Annotated in this window: 14 protein-coding genes; 8 read left to right on the top strand and 6 right to left on the bottom strand. The window is 43.9% G+C overall.

The genetic code is table 11. From position 1 onward, the window contains the following. Positions 1-17: 17 nt before the first annotated feature. Positions 18-878, bottom strand: a complete 861-nt coding sequence (locus VYM24_RS20440) for a DUF3298 and DUF4163 domain-containing protein (RefSeq protein ID WP_291549508.1) — start codon at positions 876-878, stop codon at positions 18-20. A 138-nt stretch (positions 879-1,016) separates the two neighbouring features. Here VYM24_RS20440 and VYM24_RS20435 point away from each other — a divergent pair, with 138 nt between their 5' ends. From VYM24_RS20435 to VYM24_RS20420, 4 genes are all read left to right on the top strand, one after another. Continuing rightward, positions 1,017-1,424, top strand: a complete 408-nt coding sequence (locus VYM24_RS20435; RefSeq protein ID WP_483073346.1) for a hypothetical protein — start codon at positions 1,017-1,019, stop codon at positions 1,422-1,424. A 255-nt stretch (positions 1,425-1,679) separates the two neighbouring features. After that, positions 1,680-3,896 carry a TonB-dependent receptor gene (locus tag VYM24_RS20430; RefSeq protein WP_330940793.1) on the top strand — a complete coding sequence of 739 codons (2,217 nt, stop codon included), beginning with the start codon at positions 1,680-1,682 and terminating at the stop codon, positions 3,894-3,896. Between the two features lie 46 nt (positions 3,897-3,942). Continuing rightward, on the top strand, positions 3,943-4,254 hold the full coding sequence (locus tag VYM24_RS20425; RefSeq protein WP_007217939.1) for a heavy-metal-associated domain-containing protein: 312 nt from the start codon (positions 3,943-3,945) through the stop codon (positions 4,252-4,254). A gap of 159 nt (positions 4,255-4,413) precedes the next feature. Further along, positions 4,414-6,621 (top strand): heavy metal translocating P-type ATPase, encoded by a 2,208-nt coding sequence (locus tag VYM24_RS20420; protein ID WP_299093325.1) that lies wholly within the window; start codon positions 4,414-4,416, stop codon positions 6,619-6,621. Here the strand turns inward: VYM24_RS20420 and VYM24_RS20415 are convergent. Then, positions 6,618-7,457 carry a helix-turn-helix domain-containing protein gene (locus tag VYM24_RS20415; RefSeq protein WP_291549503.1) on the bottom strand — a complete coding sequence of 280 codons (840 nt, stop codon included), beginning with the start codon at positions 7,455-7,457 and terminating at the stop codon, positions 6,618-6,620. The genes VYM24_RS20420 and VYM24_RS20415 overlap by 4 nt on opposite strands. Positions 7,458-7,519: 62 nt before the next feature. Here VYM24_RS20415 and lipB point away from each other — a divergent pair, with 62 nt between their 5' ends. Then, complete coding sequence (lipB, locus tag VYM24_RS20410; RefSeq protein WP_291549502.1) at positions 7,520-8,182, top strand: lipoyl(octanoyl) transferase LipB; 663 nt, start codon at positions 7,520-7,522, stop codon at positions 8,180-8,182. 109 nt (positions 8,183-8,291) lie between these two features. On the opposite strand, the gene dpp5 is transcribed toward lipB, so the two are convergent. From dpp5 to VYM24_RS20390, 4 genes are all read right to left on the bottom strand, one after another. Continuing rightward, positions 8,292-10,400, bottom strand: a complete 2,109-nt coding sequence (dpp5, locus tag VYM24_RS20405; RefSeq protein WP_291549501.1) for a dipeptidyl-peptidase Dpp5 — start codon at positions 10,398-10,400, stop codon at positions 8,292-8,294. Between the two features lie 41 nt (positions 10,401-10,441). Then, positions 10,442-11,773 (bottom strand): MATE family efflux transporter, encoded by a 1,332-nt coding sequence (locus tag VYM24_RS20400; RefSeq protein ID WP_291549500.1) that lies wholly within the window; start codon positions 11,771-11,773, stop codon positions 10,442-10,444. 93 nt (positions 11,774-11,866) lie between these two features. Further along, positions 11,867-13,717 (bottom strand): membrane protein insertase YidC, encoded by a 1,851-nt coding sequence (gene yidC / locus VYM24_RS20395; RefSeq protein ID WP_291549499.1) that lies wholly within the window; start codon positions 13,715-13,717, stop codon positions 11,867-11,869. A gap of 55 nt (positions 13,718-13,772) precedes the next feature. Further along, entirely contained in the window at positions 13,773-15,404 is a 1,632-nt protein-coding gene (locus VYM24_RS20390) for a CTP synthase (protein ID WP_007213692.1), read from the bottom strand. A gap of 229 nt (positions 15,405-15,633) precedes the next feature. Between VYM24_RS20390 and VYM24_RS20385 the strand changes: the two genes are divergently transcribed. The 3 genes from VYM24_RS20385 (at position 15,634) to VYM24_RS20375 (ending at position 18,897) form a co-directional block, all read left to right on the top strand. Further along, entirely contained in the window at positions 15,634-17,079 is a 1,446-nt protein-coding gene (locus VYM24_RS20385; RefSeq protein ID WP_330940792.1) for a DUF3078 domain-containing protein, read from the top strand. Between the two features lie 377 nt (positions 17,080-17,456). Then, complete coding sequence (locus VYM24_RS20380) at positions 17,457-17,876, top strand: SoxR reducing system RseC family protein (RefSeq protein ID WP_330940791.1); 420 nt, start codon at positions 17,457-17,459, stop codon at positions 17,874-17,876. A 43-nt stretch (positions 17,877-17,919) separates the two neighbouring features. Then, on the top strand, positions 17,920-18,897 hold the full coding sequence (locus VYM24_RS20375) for a Fe-S cluster domain-containing protein (RefSeq protein WP_330940790.1): 978 nt from the start codon (positions 17,920-17,922) through the stop codon (positions 18,895-18,897). Positions 18,898-18,906 lie beyond the last annotated feature (9 nt).

Raw genomic sequence — 18,906 nt, 5'->3', positions numbered from 1 at the left:
GAATAATTTATGAATTATTAGTTCTCGTTTCTTATTTCGTTCAATGCCATAGTATCATCACTCAGCAGATGTGACATGATCTCATAAGGCAAGGTAATTTCTACCGGGCCCATCACATAAGGAGCAATTTCATAAATGTTATAATAGAAGGTGATACCTTTGGGGCTTAGGTAGAAGTTCTCAGTCGGTTCCAGGTCTCCTGTACTTGTATAGCCCATATCCTCCACTTCCTGGCGTGTAGTAACTTTATTGTCTGCCATGAGCTGGTTCCATAATAAATCGGTGAGAGCTTCCTGATATTCTCCTACAAAAATATCATCCAGACGTATCGGGCTCAAGGTGCGCAGGTCCATATTCAGGAAAGTAGACATATAAATACCATGTGCGCCTCCGGTATATTCATTGTAGTCGATGCGATAAACCAGCAGATGTTTTTTATAATACTGCACGTGGCTTTCAATACCTTTATAATAAGAATACCAAGCTAATATTGAAGCAGAGTCCTCCTTTTCAGCTTCATCTTTGGCATACATCGGTTCCAAATCTTTCAGGTAATCCTTGATATAGGTTTCCTTGTAAAGCTTTACCGCCTCTTCAGGTTTCAGAGTCATGTATTTATCTCCGAAACAGGCTGAAAGGAAATAGGTGTTCAGACTGTCTTTCAGCTTTTCGTCGGACGACTGATTAGCGTATGCAAAGTTGATGATGATGTTGCAGCCGGGCTTCGCAGTGTCTCCGAAGAGGTGGGCTACTTCATTTACCTGTATACTGTCGAACTCCAGCGCACCCGCGCTTTTGTTCACGGTGTTACCGCAAGAAAATAAAAAGCCACTTGCCGCAAGTAGAATGACAAGTAGGCTGACATATTGCTTTTTCATTTGGACTTTCTTCGTTAAATTCAACATTTCGATATCAGTTCGTTATCGACAAATATAGAACATATTAACGAATAGAACATATAAAAAATGAAAAAAGATAGGTATGAATGCTTTTATCTGGCTATCTTTGCACCGGATATGAAGAGACTTCGTTACATATTGGCAGTTTTATTGTCTCTGGTGGTTGTTTATGCAGGGGCAGGAGTTTCTATTGTCCATTATTGTTGTGCCCGCTGCGAGACAGCGCAAGCATGTTGCACCAATGGCTGTGCCAAATGCCATAAATCTCATAAAACTTCTCATAAACCGGAAAAATCTTGCAAAGACGAAGGCTGTACGGCTACTTTTTATAAAGTGGATTTGGTGAAATATTCATGTGAAAGTCCTGTTATAACCGTACCTGTCATTCAACTTTTCTGCGAAGTATTGCCGGAATTCCAATACTCCTTGCCTACGAGGGAATTGAAAGAGGTGTCGTATGCCGTACCTCCGCATCCTGATAGTTCGAGGCAGTATCTGGCCTTATATTCTGTTCTCATTATTTAAAATCAATTGGTGTGCAGGAGAAGTGTTTTTCTTCCTGCCCGGTTCTATCCAAAGCTATATCTGAACTGTGTCTGGTCCGTATTTGTCCGTATCTAAGAGTACGGAGATGATATGGAGGCAATAGGGAGATAGTACGGACGAAATGGAAGATTCTTTGCACGTTCTCTTTTAAAAAATTGATAGCTGGATGGTCTTGCAACCTTGTTGCACGACATATATCCTATTTTTGTACCCTTAATAAATGAATTCAGATATATGAAATATATATTCTTATTAATTTCACTTTTTACTTTTAATTTTTTGCAGGCGCAAGTAACAGGTGTCGTAAAAGATGCTGCCGGAGAACCTATTCCGGGAGCGAATGTGTTTTGGATGAATACAACCAATGGAGTAACTACCAATGAAGACGGTAACTTTTCCATTCATAAACCTGCTCGTAGCCACATGCTTGTGGTTAGTTTTATTGGTTTTGAGAATGACACGATACATGTAGACAAAGGAAACCAACAACTTGATATTGTTCTCCGTGAAGGAGTGGAACTGAGTGAAGTAAATGTAGTGACCCGCAAACTGGGAACTATGAAACTGCGTACCAGTGTGATGAATGAAGATATGATCAGTAGTGCCGAACTGACACGTGCGGCTTGCTGTAATCTGGGAGAGAGCTTTGTGACGAATCCTTCCGTGGATGTCAGCTACTCGGATGCAGCTACGGGAGCCAAACAAATTAAGCTGTTAGGACTTTCCGGTACGTATGTGCAGATGATGACCGAGAATATCCCCAATTTCCGGGGAGCGGCAGCTCCTTATGGTTTAGGATACGTACCCGGGCCGTGGATGCAGAGTATACAGGTCAGCAAAGGAAGTTCGTCCGTGAAAAATGGATATGAGTCCATAACCGGACAGATCAATGTAGAATTCAAGAAGCCTCAATTGCCGGAAGCGGATTGGGTGTCGGCAAATCTCTTTGCCAGTAGTACGAACCGCTACGAAGCCAATGCGGATGCTACGGTAAAATTGTCGAAGCGGTGGAGCACTTCTTTGTTGGCACATTATGAGAATGAGACGAAATCTCATGACTCTAATGATGATGGTTTTGTGGATATACCTCGTGTGGAGCAATATAATGTCTGGAACCGATGGGCATATATGGGTGACCACTATGTATTCCAGGCAGGTATAAAGGCGTTGCATGAAACTCGAAACAGCGGTCAGATTGCACATGGAAATACTCCTTCGCATGACCTGTATGAAATAGGTATCAAAACAAATCGTTACGAAGCGTTCACGAAGAATGCTTATATCTTCGACAAAGAGAAGAATACGAATCTTGCTTTGATTTTACAGGGAACGTTGCATAATCAGGATGCCAATTACGGGCGTAAACTGTATGATGTGGATCAGAGTAATTTTTATGCTTCGCTGCTGTTTGAAACGGAGCTCAGCAAACAGCATAGCCTGTCTGCCGGATTAAGTTTCAACTATGACGGCTACGATCTGAACTATCGGCTGACGAATCAGGCAGAAGAAGGGCTGACGAAGAAATTTGTGAAGGAGTCTGTTCCGGGAGCTTATGTCCAATATACATTCAATCTGAACGATCAGTTGATGCTGATGGGGGGTATTCGGGGAGATTACAGTAGTGAATACGGCTTTTTTGTGACACCGCGTGCCCACGTCAAGTATAATCCGAATGAATATCTGCACTTCCGCGTGTCTGCCGGCAAGGGATATCGTACGAATCATGTATTGGCGGAGAATAACTATCTTCTGGCAAGTAGCCGCAAGATGAAGATTGCTTCTCATTTGGATCAGGAGGAAGCGTGGAATTACGGTGCGAGTGTTTCGACTTATATTCCCCTTTTCGGTAAGACGCTGAATGTGAATACAGAATATTACTATACGGATTTTCTGAAACAGGTAGTAGTGGATATGGACAGCAATCCGCATGAAGTGGCTTTTTACAATCTGGATGGGCGTTCTTATTCGCACGTATTCCAGGTAGAAGCCAATTATCCGTTGTTTAAAGGCTTCACTCTGACGGCAGCTTACCGTCTGACGGATGCGAAAACTACCTATAATGGTAAATTGATGGAGAAGCCGCTTACTGGTAAGTATAAAGGCTTGTTGACCGCTTCTTATCAGACTCCTCTGGGCTTGTGGCAATTTGATGCTACCTTACAGTTGAATGGTGGTGGAAGAATGCCCGATCCTTACGAACTATCCGACGGAAGTCTTTCGTGGGAACGTCGCTACGGTAGTTTCCAGCAACTCAGTGCACAGGTGACGCGCTATTTCCGTCGCTGGTCTGTTTATATCGGTGGTGAGAACCTGACGAACTTTAAGCAGAAGAATCCGATAATCGATGCGTCTAATCCGTGGGGAGAAAACTTTGATGCCACTATGGTGTGGGGGCCGATGCATGGGGCGAAAGCGTATATCGGGCTGAGATTTAATCTGGCAAGAAACTAGTAGCTCGTAACTTAAATATTATTAACCAATAAATAAGGAGGTATTTATGAAAACAAAGAGAATGATGGCTGCCCTTGTAGTAGCTTTATTGAGTGTAACGGCGGTAATGGCGAAAGACATCCGTACTGCTGTCTTTAAAGTTTCACAGATGCATTGCGAGAATTGCGAAAAGAAAGTGAAGAGCAACATTAAATTTGAGAAAGGAGTAAAAGAATTCTCTACAGACTTGAAAACCAAAACAGTTTCTATCACATACGATGCTGAAAAGACAAATGTGGACAAACTGAAAGCCGGTTTCAAGAAGTTCAACTATGAAGCCGAATTCGTGAAGGAGACGAAGCAAGAGGATAAGAAGTAGTCGAACAAACGGCCTGTAGAGATTGTTTATAACACTGGGTAGAACACAAATTTCGCGAATTATACGAATCTCCTTCGCGCTTGTAGCGAAACCTGCATTTGTGTGATTCGTGTAATTTGTGTTCTGTTGTTTTCAGAACTTCTAAAAAACAATATTTATATGGGTAATTTAAAAAAACAGACGTTTCCCGTGCTGAACATGCATTGTGCGGGATGCGCCAATAACGTAGAAAAGACAGTTCGCAAGTTGGTGGGCGTTGCAGATGCTTCGGTCAACTTTGCTTCCAATACACTGTCTGTCTCCTATGAGACGGACAAACTGACACCCGGAGAAATTCGTGCTGCCGTACTGGCTGCAGGCTATGACCTCATCATTGAGGAAGAGCATGTTGAAGAACGTCAGGAAGAAGAACAACAGAAACGCTATCGCCGCCTGAAAACGCGGGTGATAGGAGCGTGGATTTTTGCTGTTCCCCTGTTGTTGCTTTCCATGGTCTTCATGCATGTACTTTATTCTAACGAGATACAGATGGTGCTTGCTATTCCTGTACTGGTATTGTTCGGTACACCGTTCTATACCGGTGCTTGGAAACAAGCGCGTTTGGGACGCAGCAATATGGATACACTGGTGGCACTAAGTACATCCATTGCTTTCCTGTTCAGCGTCTTTAATACTTTCTTCCCCGATTTCTGGTATAACCGTGGATTGGAGCCTCATGTCTATTACGAAGCTGCTGTGGTTATCATCGCTTTTGTTTTGACAGGTAAACTCATGGAGGAACGTGCGAAGGGAAATACTTCCACTGCTATCCGCAAACTGATGGGTTTGCAACCTAAGAAAGCCCGTGTAGTACGCGACGGTAAAGAACTGGATGTACCTTTGGACCAATTGAACATCGATGATCTGGTGAGCGTCCGCCCCGGCGAGCAAATTCCTGTGGATGGTTTTCTGACTGAAGGTGACTCTTATGTAGATGAAAGCATGATAAGCGGTGAGCCTATTCCGGTAGAAAAGAAGATTGGCTCGCATGTGTTGGCCGGAACCATTAATCAGAAAGGATCATTCATTATCCGTGCCGAGAAAGTAGGTGGAGAAACTGTGCTGGCGCGTATCATCCGTATGGTGCAAGAAGCGCAAGGCAGTAAGGCTCCCGTGCAGCGTATTGTAGATAAAGTGACAGGTATCTTTGTTCCGGTCGTACTGGGTTTGTCTGTCCTGACATTCTTTATCTGGATGTTTTTTGGTGGTGTGGATATGCTTTCTCATGCTATGCTGTCGGCGGTTTCCGTATTGGTGATTGCTTGCCCTTGTGCATTGGGACTGGCTACTCCTACGGCTTTGATGGTAGGTATCGGTAAGGCTGCCGATCATCATATTCTGATAAAAGATGCTGTGGCACTGGAACAGATGCGAAAGGTAAATGTTGTGGTATTGGATAAGACCGGTACATTGACTGAAGGACATCCTACCGTTACCGGTTGGTTATGGGCACAGCCGCAGGAAGAACATTATAAGGACATTCTTCTGGCTGCCGAACTTAAATCGGAGCATCCGTTGGCTGGTGCCATTGTCACTGCCTTGCAAGAACAAGAGCATATTGTTCCTGCAGCTCTGGATGGTTTTGAAAGTATTACCGGTAAGGGTATTAAAGTGACTTATCAGGGCGCTGAGTATTGGACAGGCAGTCACAAGTTGTTGAAAGATTACCATGCCACCCTGACCGATGTTTTGGGAGAAATGCTGGCTCAATACGAGTCGGACGGTTGTAGCATCGTTTACTTTGGCCGCAAGGATGAATTGCTTGCGATTGTTGCTATCAAAGATCAGATAAAGGCGACTTCCGCTGAGGCTGTTCGCGAACTCCGTACCCAAGGTATTGAAGTTTATATGCTGACGGGAGACGGTGAACGTACCGCTTCCGCTGTTGCCGCTCGACTGGGTAATATCCAGTATATTGCCGATGCTTTGCCGGATGATAAGGAAGAGTTTGTACGCCAGCTTCAACTTCAGAGAAAGACGGTAGCTATGGTAGGTGATGGTATTAACGATTCACAGGCTTTGGCTTGTGCCGATGTCAGTATTGCCATGGGTAAAGGAACGGACATTGCCATGGATGTGGCAATGGTCACTCTTATGACTTCGGATCTGTTGCTGTTGCCAAAAGCATTCAATCTCTCCCGGCAGACGGTACGCCTGATTCATCAGAATCTGTTCTGGGCATTCATTTACAACCTGATAGGTATTCCTATTGCTGCCGGATTACTTTATCCAATCAATGGATTATTGCTGAATCCCATGTTGGCAAGTGCAGCTATGGCATTTTCCAGTGTATCGGTAGTCTTGAACAGCCTTCGTTTAAGATACTAACTATTTCTATATTCCAACGGACTCATTCCCATGTGCCTCTTAAAATACTTTCCGAAGAAAGAGGCACTGGGAAAGTTCAGTGAATAGGCTATTTCCTGAATAGTCATATCAGTGGACTTCAACCGTGCTTTGACGTCCGTAATCACCACATGCGAAATAATTTCGAGTACATTCCTTCCTGTTACTTGCTTTACGGTAGTGCTGAGATGCTGCAATGAAATTCCCAACTTGTCGGCATAGAATTGAGCTCGTCTCTCAGTCATATAATTTTCAATAACGAGTTGTACGAATTTCTGGCAGATTTCCTCTTTGCGGCTTTTGGCAAGAATGCTTTGCGGGCGATTGGCATAGAGGGCGTTTATTCCAAGCAAAATGCTATGGAGTACGCTTTGTGCCATTGCGGTGCTGGTAGCGGTAGGATGGGAGAGTGATATGCGTGTCAGCAGTGCGAAGTAATCCACAAAATAGGATGCTATTAAATCGCTGACACTTACAATCGGATTATCCCATATTTTGGAGAAAGATCCCATCGTAGCCTGCAACAGGTTAATGCCATTGACACAGTGACTGGAGAAACCTACGAAGCAAAGCCGTACCTTTTCTTTTTGCTCATTGAGCTGTAAGATAGTTCCCGGCATCAGAATGATCAGGTCATTCTTTTTTATTTCATGCTCCATCAGATTGATGGATGCTGTGATGGTCCCTTCAGTGCATAACGCAAAAATGCATGCCTTCAATCGGCATGACTGGCGATAGAGATTCAGAATATCTTCTGTAACATCTCTCCATGCCAGCATTTCGACCGGCAAATCTACTTGTGGGAAGTTATGTTTCATCTTTTTTCATTTTGCTGACGGCAAATATACGATTTTATCCCTAAAGTCTTAACTTTGTCGGCATGAAACTGAATATAACTGACTGGAATATCATTCCGTATGCCGAGGCATGGACCTGGCAAACGGAGTGGTTTGATACTCTTATTCGTGCCAAGCAGGCAGGGGAAGAGTATGAAAATCACATCATTTTGTGCGAACATCCGCATGTATACACTTTAGGCCGCAGCGGCAAAGAAGGTAATATGCTGTTGAGTGAGGAACAACTTCAGAAGATAGGAGCTACGCTCTATCATATTGATCGTGGAGGTGATATCACATATCATGGTCCGGGACAACTGGTATGTTATCCTATCCTGAATCTCGAAGAATTCTCGTTGGGGCTGAAAGAGTATGTACATTTGTTGGAAGAAGCGGTCATCCGTGTATGTGCCTCCTACGGCATTACTGCCGGGAGGTTGGAGAAAGCAACAGGTGTTTGGTTGGAGGGAGATACGCCGCATGCGCGTAAGATATGCGCTATTGGCGTGCGGAGCAGCCATTTCGTTACCATGCACGGGTTGGCGCTGAATGTGAATACCGATTTGAGATATTTCAGCTATATCAACCCCTGTGGATTCATAGATAAAGGAGTAACTTCGCTGCAACAGGAGCTGAAACGGGAGGTGCCGATGGAAGAAGTAAAACAACGCTTATGCCGTGAATTGCAGGGCTTGATGCAGAGATAAAAAACAGACCATCTATTCACTGCGAATAGATGGTCTGTTTGTATCAAATAGACGGTCTGTTTATCCCTAACAGATGGTCTGTTTCAGGAGCCTTCAATCGTCTGTTTTTTTATTTCAACCATTTGCCCAGCCATTCAAAGAATGTGCGTTGCCAGAGGATGCCATTCTGAGGTTTCAATACCCAGTGATTTTCATCCGGATATATCAGTAGCTCGGCAGGAACACCACGCATTACGGCAGCATCAAAAGCAGCCATTGCCTGGTTGGCTAGAATACGGTAGTCTTTTTCGCCATGAATACAAAGGATAGGTGTATCCCATTTGTCTACAAACTGGTGCGGAGAATTGGCGAATGTGCGTTGGGCTACCGGATTTTGTTTTTCCCAGTATGCACCACCCATATCCCAGTTGGCAAACCATTTCTCTTCTGTTTCCAGATACTGCATTTCCATGTTGAAGATACCATCATGTGCAATGAATGCTTTGAAGCGCTTGTCATGATGTCCGGCGAGCCAGTAAACGGAGAAGCCACCGAAGCTTGCGCCTACACAACCCAGACGATCCTTGTCTACAAACGATTCTTTAGCCATCTCGTCGATAGCTGTGAAATAATCCTTCATGCACTGACCACCGTAATCACCACTGATGGCTTCATTCCATTCCACTCCAAAGCCCGGAAGTCCGCGGCGGTTGGGAGCTACGATGATATAGTCGTTGGCAGCCATAATCTGGAAATTCCAGCGATAGCTCCAGAACTGGCTTACGGGGCTTTGCGGACCACCTTCACAGAACAGGAGGGTAGGGTATTTCTTGTTCGGGTCAAACTGTGGCGGGTAGATAACCCATGTCAGCATCTGTTTGCCGTCTGTAGTCTTCATCCAGCGAGCTTCAACTTTACCCATTTCCAATTGGTCGTAAATCCGCTTGTTTTCGAAGGTCAGTTGTTTTGCTTCGTCAAAAGCATCCCCGTTGCGGGTGGCAGATACGGCATAGATTTCATCACCCATACTCATTGAGTGGCGTAAAGCGATTACTTTATCTCCTGCAAGGGCGAGGGAAGCATAATCATACATACCGTCTGTCAACTGCGTAATCTTATCGTTGGCGGCAAGATCGATATTGTAAATCTGTGTTTCACCATGCCAGACGCCGATGAAATAAATACTCTTAGAGTCTCTATTCCACAAGAAACCATCTACGTTCGATTCGAATTCCTTGCTGACGAAACGTTTCTCACCTGTTTCCAGATTCATGATGAAGAGGCGGTTTAGGTCAGCTTCATAACCGTCACGTTCCATGCTCTGCCAGGCAATGTATTTACCATCGGGAGAGTACTGAGGATTTGTATCATAACCTTTGTTTTCTTCGGTGATATTGTCTGTCTTCTTGGTTGCAAGATCGTAGATATAAATATCCGAGTTGGTGGAGATGGCATAAGCCAGACCGGTCTTCTTACGGCACGTATATGCCACCTTGTCTCCGGCAGGACTCCATGCCAGTTGCTCGATGCCACCCCAAGGTCTCATCGGGCTTTCGTAAGGTTCTCCTTCCAGTATATCCTTTATATTGCTGATACCGTTTCCATCAAAATCGGCTACAAAAGGATGCGGAGCACCGGTTACCCATTCATCCCAATGTTTGTACATCAGGTCGGTAACGATGATACCCGTCGCTTTAGGGAGATCGGGATATTTATCCGCAGTACTTTGTTTAGTTTTCACCTGTGCAATGAAAAGCAACTTCTTGCCGTCGGGAGAGAAAGAATAACCTTCGATGTCACCATCATATTGAGTTAACTGTTTACGCCCGCTGCCGTCCGGATTCATTTCCCACAACTGACTGCTGCCACCTTCATTGGAAAGGAACGCCAGTTTAGTGCCACCCTTTATCCAGTTCACTTCGTTTTCCTGCCAGGGAGTGTGGGTGATTTGTTTGTTGCCTGTTCCATCTGTGTTCATCACGAAGACTTCACGGTTACTCTTGTTCTCCGGTACACTGTAGTAAGCTACTGTGTAAGCAATTTGCTTTTCATCGGGGGATACGGCTACACCACCGATACGCCCCATGGCCCAGAGAGCTTCGGGAGTCATGCGTTTGCCTTCAATCTGGATATCCGACCGCTCGATAAGCGGTACTCCGGCTTGCCCTGCGTCTTTTGTCCCGCCGCAGGCAGCCAATGTCATAGCTGCTGACATAAGCAATAAGTTTACTTGTTTCATGTATGTTGTTCGTTACGGTTATTTTGCGACAAATATACAAATTATATGCGTTTTTCTTGCCATCGTCCTCCTTTAATATACCACCAGCAAAGTAATAGTATAAAAATGGAGTATACCATTTCCGATGTCCAACACAGAGCTACATCAAGTTTCAAGTAAAGAATGATGTATGTGATGTAGGCAACATAGAAGACGAGCGTTATCAGTTCCATGACCAGAGCCGTGCGCGTGTTTCCCGTTCCTGATACTGCCTGGAAATATACATTGGCAGGTACGAGAAGCAGATATGCCGAGCACATTACCCAAAGTGAATGTACGGCTGCATCCTGTAAATCGGGTATATCCGTATAGATTCCCAGTATAAGTTTTGGGAACAGTGCAAAAAACAGTGCTAGCGGCAATGTGAACAGGTATGCAATGCGTATATGCTGCCGGATAGTGCCTGCCACGCAGTCTTTGTCTCCTGCACCGATGAGATTGCTGACCAATGAACCACAGGTTGAGGCAAATGCCATCATTACCATGAACAGAATGCCGGATATGCTCCGGACAATGTTCGTGATGGCGAGCGACCGTTCTCCCAGATGCTCCACATAGAGGAAGAACAAGAACCAGGTGGACAAGGAGAAGACGTTTTGTATCATGGTCCAGAAGGAAATGTTCAGCATTCGTTTCAGTATCTTCGGGCGGAACTTCGGAATACGGTCCAGTCCAAACTTACGGCAGTCAATGCGGTAGCGGGTGTAGAGGATAAAGAATATCAGTGAAACCAGTTCTGCAAGTGATGAACCGATGGCGGCACCTGCAATGCCGAGCGCGGGAAATCCGAATTTACCGAAAATCAGTATATAGTTGAAAACTACGTTACTCAATACCATGACTATGGAATTGAGTGTCAGTGTCTTGGTTTGCGTAGTTCCCAGGAAGAAAGCACGGAAGATGACTGCACTGAATGAGAAGAAGGCTCCGAAAACCCGCCAGTTCAGATAACTGATGGCAGCCTCATAGATGTGTTCGGAAGAAACGATTCGCTTCAGTATCATTGGTGAAAGGAAGTAGGAGAGCAGGAACATTACTGCCGCCAGTCCTATCTGAAAGTAAATTCCTTGATAGAAAAGGTCGCCTATTTCCCGGTATTGCTTTTCACCGTTGCGCCGGGCAATGAGTATCTGTGCTCCGATACTGAAACCGAAAGCTGCCATGAATATTACCATATAGAAGACACCTGCAATGGCCGATGCTCCCAGTTCTACTTCGCCTACCCGTCCTAGGAAGGCTGTGTCTGTCATACCTATCATTTGCTCCATCAGCAGACTGATGAGGATCGGATAGGCTATCATCCAAATCTGTTTGTTGGTATATTTAGTTTTCATTTGAGTTATAGTTATAGTCGTTATAAGAGAAAGAAAGCCGGACAATTACATCAATTGCCCGGCTATTATTATCAAGTGATGAAAAGCGGAGACTTACTTTTTATTCTGTCTTTCTTTCAACAACTGTTCCTGTTGTTTCTGCATTGCCTCCAGGCGGGCGGCAAAGCCGGTTTTCTTAGCTTTCTTCGGATCTTTCTTTCGGGCTTCCAATTGGGCAAGAAGTTTCTCTTCATTCGTAGTCTTACGCAGAATGAGAGTAGTCACCACACTAATCAATGTCGATATGAAGTAGTAATAGTTCAGACCTGAAGGATAACTATTCAAGATGAACAACATCATAATCGGCATGAGATACGTCATCCACTTCATCGCCGCCATCTGCGGGTTGGCTCCGGTATCCTGTTGCTGCATCATGAACTTAGAGTTCAATATATTCACAACCGTCATCAGCAAACAGAATAAACTGAGGTGGCTACCCAGGAACGGGATGTTGAACGGGAAGTTGATAAAAGCATCGTACGTTGAAAGGTCATCAGCCCACAAGAAGCTCTGCTGACGCAATTCGATAGCACTTGGCACGAACATGAACAATGCAATCAGAACCGGGAACTGTACCAGCATCGGCAAACAGCCACCCATCGGACTCACACCGTATTGGCTGTACATTCCCATGACCTCCTGCTGTTTTTTCATCGCATCTTCCTGTTTGGGGTATTTCTTATTGATCTCATCGATTTTCGGTTTCAACACACGCATCTTGGCAGAAGAAATATACGTTTTCCAGGTAGCGGGGAATACGACTGCTTTTACAATCAAGGTCATCAGTAACAATACAATACCCATGCTTAGCCCCCAACCGGACAACCAGTCGAAGATATTGATGGTAAACCATTTGTTGACCCAACGGATCAACGGCCAACCCAGATAAACCAAACGATTCAGTTCCCATTTCTCTTCACGTCCCTTATCCAGCGCAGTCAGCGTCTTGTAATGGTTCGGACCAAAATAGAAGAACATTTGCGTTGGCTGTTTACCTGTCGGGTCAAAGCTCGTGCTCATCTCGGCGGAGTAGTCTTTGATATATCCGCTGCCTTCTCTTTCCATTTTGGAGACTAACTTCGTTTTTTCAAAGTCAGCGTCTGCAATGAATACCGAGGAGAAGAATTGATTTTTGAAAGCGATCCAGTCCAGACGTTCGGGCACTTCTTTTTCGTCATCCTTATTGGCTGACAAGTAATCTGTGCCGTCTCCCAGCATCTTATAAGTCAGTTCAGACAAACGGTTCTCATATACATAACCCTTTTCGATCTGGCGGGCGCGTTGTGCCCATTCGATGTCTACATAGTTATTGCTTACTGCCAATTTATCTGCCATACCTTTAGCATCGATGCTGAAGTCTACCAGGTAGGTATTGGGATGCAATGCATACTTGAAGTCTATATAACTTGCACTGTCAGCTGATAAACGCATTGTTACGGTGCTGTCCGTACGGTTCACAGTGGTGAAGTAATAGTCCTTAGTCTGTATTGTTTCCTTTTTATTATAGAAAAGGAAATTCATGGAAACATCGTTTCCGGTGAATAGGGTTACAGGAGTTTTCTTGTCCTGTTCCATATACTCTTTCAATACAGCGGAGAATATGGAACCGCCTTTGGTGCTGAGGGTCAACTCAGCCACGTCGTTCTGAATCGTAATAAGCGAATCTGTTCCTTGGAGAGCATTGAAGAAGAGGGAAGTAGAATCTATTGTTTCCACATCTTTTTCATTGGCTAATGCTGCATCCGCTTTGGCTTTCAGTGCTTCTTCACGTTGCTGTACCAGCGCAATGGAATCATAATAACGCTGCTGTGCTTCCAATTGCTCTTTACTGGGGCGACTCAGAAAACTGAAGCCGACTAACAAAATTGCTATTAAAACAAGACCTGTAATGGTGTTTTTATCCATGAATTTATTTACAATTTATCTATTTACAATTTACTATCTGAAGATTGAAATAATCTTATTTCTTTGCTTTCTCTTTCTCCTCGAAACTTTCGACAGATGCTTTGATGAAAGCCACGAACAACGGATGAGGATTCAGTACCGTACTGCTGTACTCCGGATGGAACTGAGTTCCGACAAACCACTTCAATTTCGGTATTTCTACGATTTCCACTAAATCAGATTCCGGATTGATACCTACGCATTTCATGCCGGCAGCTTCGTACTCTGCTTTATACTGATTGTTGAATTCATAGCGATGGCGGTGGCGCTCCTGGATGTGCTCTGTCCCATAAGCCTCATATGCCTTGCTGCCTTTCTGCAAGATACACTCGTAAGCTCCCAGACGCATTGTTCCACCCATGTTTGTAATGGATTTCTGCTCTTCCATAATGTCGATGACATTATGCGGAGTCTTTTCGTTCATTTCGCGTGAATCTGCATCGGTATATCCCAGCACGTTGCGTGCGAATTCAATGGCGATACATTGCATTCCCAGGCAAATACCGAAAGTCGGAATATCATGTGTGCGTGCATATTTGATAGCCACGAACTTACCGGAAATACCACGTTCACCGAATCCCGGACCTATCAATACACCTGCCATGCCTTTCAGTGCTTCCGCTACATTTTCTTCTGTCAGCTTTTCACTGTTCACAAAGTCTACGGATACCTTGCGGTCATTGTATGTACCAGCTTGTGACAAGGCTTCGCGAATGGATTTGTAAGCATCCTGTAAGTCATATTTGCCGACTAATGCAATGTGCAGCGGTTCTGTATTTTCCGCTTTATGGCGACGTTCGAGGAAAGCACGCCACGGACCCAGTCCCGGTGTGTCTCCTACGGGCAGTCCCATTTTCTTCAATATCGTTTCATCCAGTTTCTGAGCCTGCATCAGAATAGGCACTTCGTAGATGGTAGGAGCATCGATGCTCTGTACTACTGCGTTTTCATCTACATTACAGAATAATGCTACTTTTTTACGCAGGTTGGTGCCCAATTCGTGTTCTGTACGCAATACCAATATATCCGGCTGTATACCTGCACTCTGCAATTCTTTTACGGAGTGTTGTGTCGGCTTGGTTTTCAATTCACCGGCTGCAGTGAGGTAAGGTACATAAGTAAGGTGTACGCACAAAGCGTCACGTCCCAATTCCCATTTCAACTGACGGATACTTTCCAGATACGGTAAAGATTCGATGTCACCCACCGTACCGCCGATTTCTGTAATTACAAAATCGAATTTATATTTGTTACCCAGCAACTTCACGTTTCGTTTAATTTCGTCCGTGATGTGAGGGATGACCTGGATGGTCTTACCTAAATAATCACCACGGCGCTCTTTGTCGATAACGCTTTTATAGATACGTCCGGTTGTGATGTTATTGGCTTTAGTAGTCTGGATCCCAAGAAAACGTTCGTAATGACCTAAGTCGAGGTCAGCTTCATGTCCGTCTACAGTCACATAACATTCTCCGTGTTCGTAGGGGTTTAAAGTGCCCGGGTCAATATTGATATACGGGTCAAACTTCTGAATGGTTACTTTGTAACCTCTTGCTTGTAGCAATTTACCGATGGATGAGGCGATGATGCCTTTACCTAATGATGAGGCAACGCCACCAGTGACGAAAATATACTTTGTTTCTCCCACAGCTATACTGTTTTAATATTATTGTTTTGTTTGGTCGATGTACACATTTGTGTACCTACCTGTCTACAGGTGAGACTTAAAAAGCGCAAAATTACAAAAAAAAGAGGAAGTACATAAAGTTTCGGCGAAACAATTATTAAAAAAACACGTTTTCTTTTTCTCTCCCTTTTCTATGTTTTCTAAACATTTTAAATTACTTTTGCAGTCAAAACATAGATTTTAGGGCGTTATGAAGAATAGATACTTATCTTTATGGGCAGTTGCTGCGCTTTTTTCTTCGTCGATAGTGGCGCAGAATTCAGTAAAGACTGTCTTAAAGGCCGGAGAGGAACCGGCTGCCGCACAAGTGGATACCTTGTCGGATGTGATGAAGCAATATTTTGTCTTAAAGTTGAAACCGGTGAATGATACTCTCAGGTTGGACACAGTATCCATACTGCATGAGAAGTATTTTGGAGTATTAAACTATCTGAATGATCCGTCTACTCCTGAACGTTACATTCCTGATAATCCCAATTACTACCGTCTGTTTCTTAAGCCATTTACATATTATAATTCTCCTATAAAGCGTGTTTCTACATTGAATTGGAAGTTTGAACCTTTTGATACGCTCGAATTGCCAGTGAAAGAACTTTTGCCATTTGATGAAGCCCGCTTCACTTCGAAGGAACGTGCGAATGAAACAGTGGATCGTGCTTTGCTTTATCTTTATGTTAATGATGATCTGCATAAGATCGTCGCATGGGAAGATAATATTATGCAGGTAAAGGTATTCAAGGATAATATAGAAAAAGAAGCATCTTCAAAACCTTCTGTGATGAAATTATTCACTCAGGAAAGCATGGCGGAAGTGAAAGAAGATGCGGAAGTGGTTATCCGTAAACCTAACTGGTGGGTAACAGGCGGAAATGGTTCTTTGCAGATTACTCAGAATTATATTTCGGATAACTGGTATAAAGGGGGTGAGAGTACGAATTCTGTACTGGCCAACTTGCAACTGTTTGCTAATTATAATGACCGTGAAAAGATTCAATGGGAAAGTTTGTTGGATGCCAAATTAGGATTTTCTTCAGCGCCCTCTGATGAATTTCATGATTATTTGGTCAACACGGACCAACTCCGTCTATACAGTAAGTTAGGTGTTCAGGCAGCGTCTAATTGGTACTATACGATTTCGACGGAATTCAAGACACAGTTCTGTCATGGATATAAAGCCAATAAGGAACCTTTGGTATCGGCATTCCTGGCTCCGGCAGATTGGTCTGCCAGTATCGGTATGGACTATAAGTTGAAGAAGAAAAAGTTTAATTTGTCTGTTTTTATAGCTCCGTTGACGTGGACTATGCGTTATGTGGGTAATAAGGAAGTGAATGAAGTGGATTTTGGTTTGGAGAAAGGTAAGACGGTGCGCCATAATTTTGGTTCGCAGGTACAGCCCACTTTGTTCTGGCAAATCATTCCATCCATTACGTTAGATTCTCGTCTGGACTATCTGACAAGTTATGAATGGGTGCGTATTGAATGGGAAAATACATTCAACTTTGTGTTGAACCGTTATTTGTCGACCAAACTTTATATACATGCCCGTTTTGACGATAGTAGTAAGCCAACTTCAGGTGATAGCTATTTCCAAGTAAAAGAATTATTGAGCTTCGGTATTAATTATAAGTGGTGATCATATAAAGCTGATATCATGTAATACAAGTAAGGCTGCTTCTCTAAAAGAGGCAGCCTTACTTGCTTTTAAAAGAAAAGGATTTTTCGGCTATGCTATAATATCGGATTCGCATAAAAATGAAAAGATGCAGGAAAGCGTGAAGCGGAATTATTGCATAGTATCATTTTGTTATCTTATACTTAGCAATGACGCAAAGTGATGCCTTAGTCTGTGTTATAAAACAGGTTTTCTTGCTTGTTCTGTGGAAAAAGTGAAGAAAAATAGTTAAAACGGGGAAAAGTGCGTTGGCGTACACATAAAAAAAGCGGGTGAAAGCCTTGCAGTTCACAAATAATGCGTAAATTTGCCGCAATTTGTAATGCACAGTTTGCAAAATGGCAGATATTATAAAACATCAAGGTATTGTGGAAAACATAAACAGTTCTCATATAAAGGTGAGAATTGTCCAAACGTCGGCTTGTGCGGCATGTAGTGCGAAGGGACATTGTGCCTCGGCTGATACCAAAGAAAAAATAATCGATGTAACTACCAACGATGCGTCTTCCTATCAGGTGGGTGACCGGGTAATCGTTTTTGGCGAACTCTCTATGGGAATGATGGCGGTGTTGTGGGCCTTTATAGTACCTTTCTGTATTCTGGTGATTTCTCTCTTTGTATTTATGGCTATCTGGAGTGACGAACTTCTCTCTGCACTTTGTTCGTTAGCTCTTCTTATTCCTTATTATTATATATTGTGGCTGAATAAAACACGTATGGGAAAGAAATTTTCTTTTTCAATAAGGCCAATTGACTAACTCTTGGAACATTAAAACAAATAATTAAATAAATAGCTAATTTATGAATGTAATTCTGATTGCAGTGATTTCATTGGGAGCCATAGCGCTGGTTGCGGCCGCTATACTATACATAGCTTCCAAGAAATTCGCCGTGTATGAAGATCCGCGAATTGCACAGGTAGGAGAAGTATTGCCTCAAGCAAATTGCGGTGGATGTGGTTATCCGGGTTGTAGCGGTTTTGCCGATGCCTGTGTAAAGGCAGGTTCGCTGGAGGGCAAGTTTTGTCCGGTAGGCGGACAACCTGTTATGACGCAAATTGCAGGAATCCTTGGTTTGGATGCTGTTGCTGCCGAACCGATGGTAGCAGTTGTGAGATGTAATGGAACCTGCGCCAACCGTCCTCGTACGAATATGTACGACGGTGCGAAGAGTTGTGCTATTGCAGCCTCTCTTTATGGTGGCGAAACCGGTTGTACTTTCGGGTGTCTGGGGTGTGGTGACTGTGTGGAAGCTTGTCAGTTTGATGCTATTCACATGAATCCTGAAACGGGACTTCCGGAAGTGGATGAAGCAAAATGTACGGCTTGTGGAGCTTGTGTCAAGGCTTGTCCGAAGAACATTATCGAGATTCGTCCGCAAGGCAAGAAATCACGTCGTATCTATGTGCAGTGTGTGAACAAAGACAAAGGCGGCATAGCGCGTAAAGCTTGTACAGTTGCTTGTATTGGTTGTGGCAAGTGTGTGAAGGTTTGTCCGTTCGAAGCGATTACACTTGAAAATAATCTGGCTTACATCGACCCGAACAAATGTAAATCATGTCGTAAGTGCGAAGAAGCCTGTCCGCAGAACACGATTATCGCACTCAATTTCCCGCCGCGTAAACTAAAGGCGGAAGGTGCTGCTCCGGTTGCTGCTCCTAAGGTAGCCGTTGCACCGAAAGCTACAGAAACGCCTAAGGTTGCAGAGGCTCCTAAAACTGTAGAGACCCCTAAAGCTGTTGAGACTCCTCAGGTTGAAACTCCAAAGGCAGAGGCTTAATAATAAAGA

Source organism: Bacteroides sp. MSB163 (assembly GCF_036416795.1).
In the GTDB taxonomy this organism is placed as follows: domain Bacteria; phylum Bacteroidota; class Bacteroidia; order Bacteroidales; family Bacteroidaceae; genus Bacteroides; species Bacteroides maternus.
Note: the sequence above shows the minus strand (reverse complement) of the source record. Positions and strands in the feature narration are given on the sequence as shown.